The sequence below is a fragment of the Zoogloea dura genome (assembly GCF_012927165.1).
Classification (GTDB): Bacteria; Pseudomonadota; Gammaproteobacteria; order Burkholderiales; family Rhodocyclaceae; genus Zoogloea; species Zoogloea dura.
Window position 1 is genome coordinate 1 of the sequence record NZ_JABBGA010000072.1, and the last position, 2,189, is coordinate 2,189.

A 2,189-nucleotide genomic window follows, 5' to 3' on the forward strand; every position below is an offset into this window, starting at 1 on the left:
GGGCCGCATGAAGGACTGCAGGTGTGAATGAAGGATCTGCAGGGGCGGCTCCCGCCCCCCCTGCAGGCCGGCCTCAATGCTGCAGGATCTTCGCCAGGAACTGCCGCGCGCGTTCGGAGCGCGGGTTGCCGAAGAAGGCGTCCTTGGCGTCGTCCTCGACGATCTGGCCCTTGTCCATGAAGATGACGCGGGAGGCGACCTTCTTGGCGAAGCCCATCTCGTGGGTCACGCACATCATGGTCATGCCCTCCTGGGCGAGCTCGACCATCACATCGAGGACCTCATTGATCATCTCCGGGTCGAGGGCCGAGGTGGGCTCATCGAAGAGCATGCAGATCGGGTCCATGGCCAGGGCGCGGGCGATCGCCACGCGCTGCTGCTGGCCGCCGGAGAGCTGGCCCGGAAACTTGTGGGCGTGGGCCTTGAGGCCGACCCGCTCGAGCAGCTTGAGCCCCTTGTCGGCCGCCTCCTCCTTGCTGCGGCCGAGGACCTTCACCTGAGCGATGGTGAGGTTGTCGGTGATGCTCATGTGGGGGAACAGCTCGAAGTGCTGGAAGACCATGCCCACACGGCTGCGCAGCTTGGACAGATTGGTCTTCGGGTCGCCCACCGAAATCCCGTCCACCGTGATGGAGCCGGCCTGGAACGGCTCCAGGCCATTGACGCACTTGATGAGCGTGGACTTACCGCTGCCGGAAGGGCCGCAGACCACGATCACCTCCCCCTTCTGCACCGTGGTGGAACAGTCGGTCAGGACCTGGAAACTGCCGTAATGCTTGGAAACGTTGTCGATGGAGATCATGTCGGGCTCCTTGGATCAGTGCGCCACATGGGCGTTGAGTTTCTTTTGATAGCGGCGCACCAGCTGGGAGGCCGCAAAGCAGACGAGGAAATACACCGCCCCGGCAAACAGCAGCAGCTCGACGAGGCGCCCGTCCCGGTCGCCCACCTTGTAGGCCGCGCCGAAGAAATCGGCCAGCGCCGACACATACACCAGCGACGTATCCTGGAACAGCACGATCGCCTGGGTGAGCAGCAGGGGCACCATGTTGCGGAAGGCCTGGGGCAGCACGACGAGGCGCATCGCCTGGGCGTAGGTCATGCCCAGCGCCGAGGCCGCGGCCACCTGGCCCTTGGGCACCGACTGGATGCCGGCGCGGATGATCTCCGAGTAATACGCCGACTCGAACAGCGCAAAGCCGATCATCGCCGAGGTGAAGCGCACATCCGTGTTCGGATCCAGATTGAAGACCCCTTTGAGAAACTGGGGCACGATCAGGAAGAACCACAGCAACACCATCACCAGCGGAATCGAGCGGAAGAGATTCACATAGCCCGCCGCAAACCAGCCCAGCGGCTTCACCGGCGACAAACGCATCATCGCCAGCAAGGTGCCCCAGACGATGCCGAAGACCACCGCCGTCACCGTGATCTCCAGCGACACCTTCATGCCCTCCCACAAGAAGGGCAGGGCGCCGGGGATGGAAGACCAATCGAATTCGTACATGTCACTTGCCTCCCAGGTAGCCCGGCACACGGGTCTTCTCTTCCACCACCCGCATCAGGCTCATCACCACCACATTGATGATGAGATAGAGCACCGTCACGGCGATGAAGGACTCATACGGCTGAGCCGTGTAATCCACCAACTGGCGGCCCTGGGCAGCGAGCTCAAGCAGGCCGATGGTGGAACACACGGCCGAGTTCTTGAAGATGTTGAGGAACTCCGAGGTGAGGGGCGGCACGACAAGACGGAAGGCCATCGGCAGGAGCACGTGGCGGTAGGTCTGGGGTAGGGTGAAACCCAGGGCCAGGCCGGCATTCTTCTGGCCGCGGGGAAGGGCGTTGATGCCGGAGCGGACCTGCTCGCAGACGCGGGCGCTGGTGAAGAAACCGAGGCAGACCATGGCGGAGACGAACTGCTGGGTGACCGGGTCGAGCTTCTGCTTGAAGGCATCGCCGAGTCCGAAGGGCAGCAGCTCGGGCAGCACGAAGTACCAGATGAAGAGCTGGACGAGCAGGGGGATGTTGCGGAAGACCTCGACATAGGTGGCGGCGAGGGTGGCGAGGCCCTTGTGGGGCACGGTGCGCAGCACGCCCATGAGGCTGCCCAGGGCGAGGGCGATGAGCCAGGCGGACAGGGACAGCAGGACCGTGGTCTGCAGGCCGGAGAGCATCCAGCCGAGGTA

General features: G+C 63.9%; 3 protein-coding genes. All 3 read right to left on the reverse strand.

Translation table 11 applies throughout. The features are described 5' to 3' along the window. Positions 1 to 73: 73 nt before the first annotated feature. Positions 74 to 802, reverse strand: coding sequence for an amino acid ABC transporter ATP-binding protein (locus HHL15_RS26095; RefSeq protein WP_169148685.1), 729 nt, complete (start codon positions 800 to 802; stop codon positions 74 to 76). A 15-nt stretch (positions 803 to 817) separates the two neighbouring features. Continuing rightward, on the reverse strand, positions 818 to 1,507 hold the full coding sequence (gene gltK, locus HHL15_RS26100) for a glutamate/aspartate ABC transporter permease GltK (RefSeq protein WP_169148686.1): 690 nt from the start codon (positions 1,505 to 1,507) through the stop codon (positions 818 to 820). A 1-nt stretch (position 1,508) separates the two neighbouring features. Then, positions 1,509 to 2,189: amino acid ABC transporter permease (locus tag HHL15_RS26105; protein WP_169148687.1), on the reverse strand; the 681-nt coding region annotated here is incomplete at its 5' end.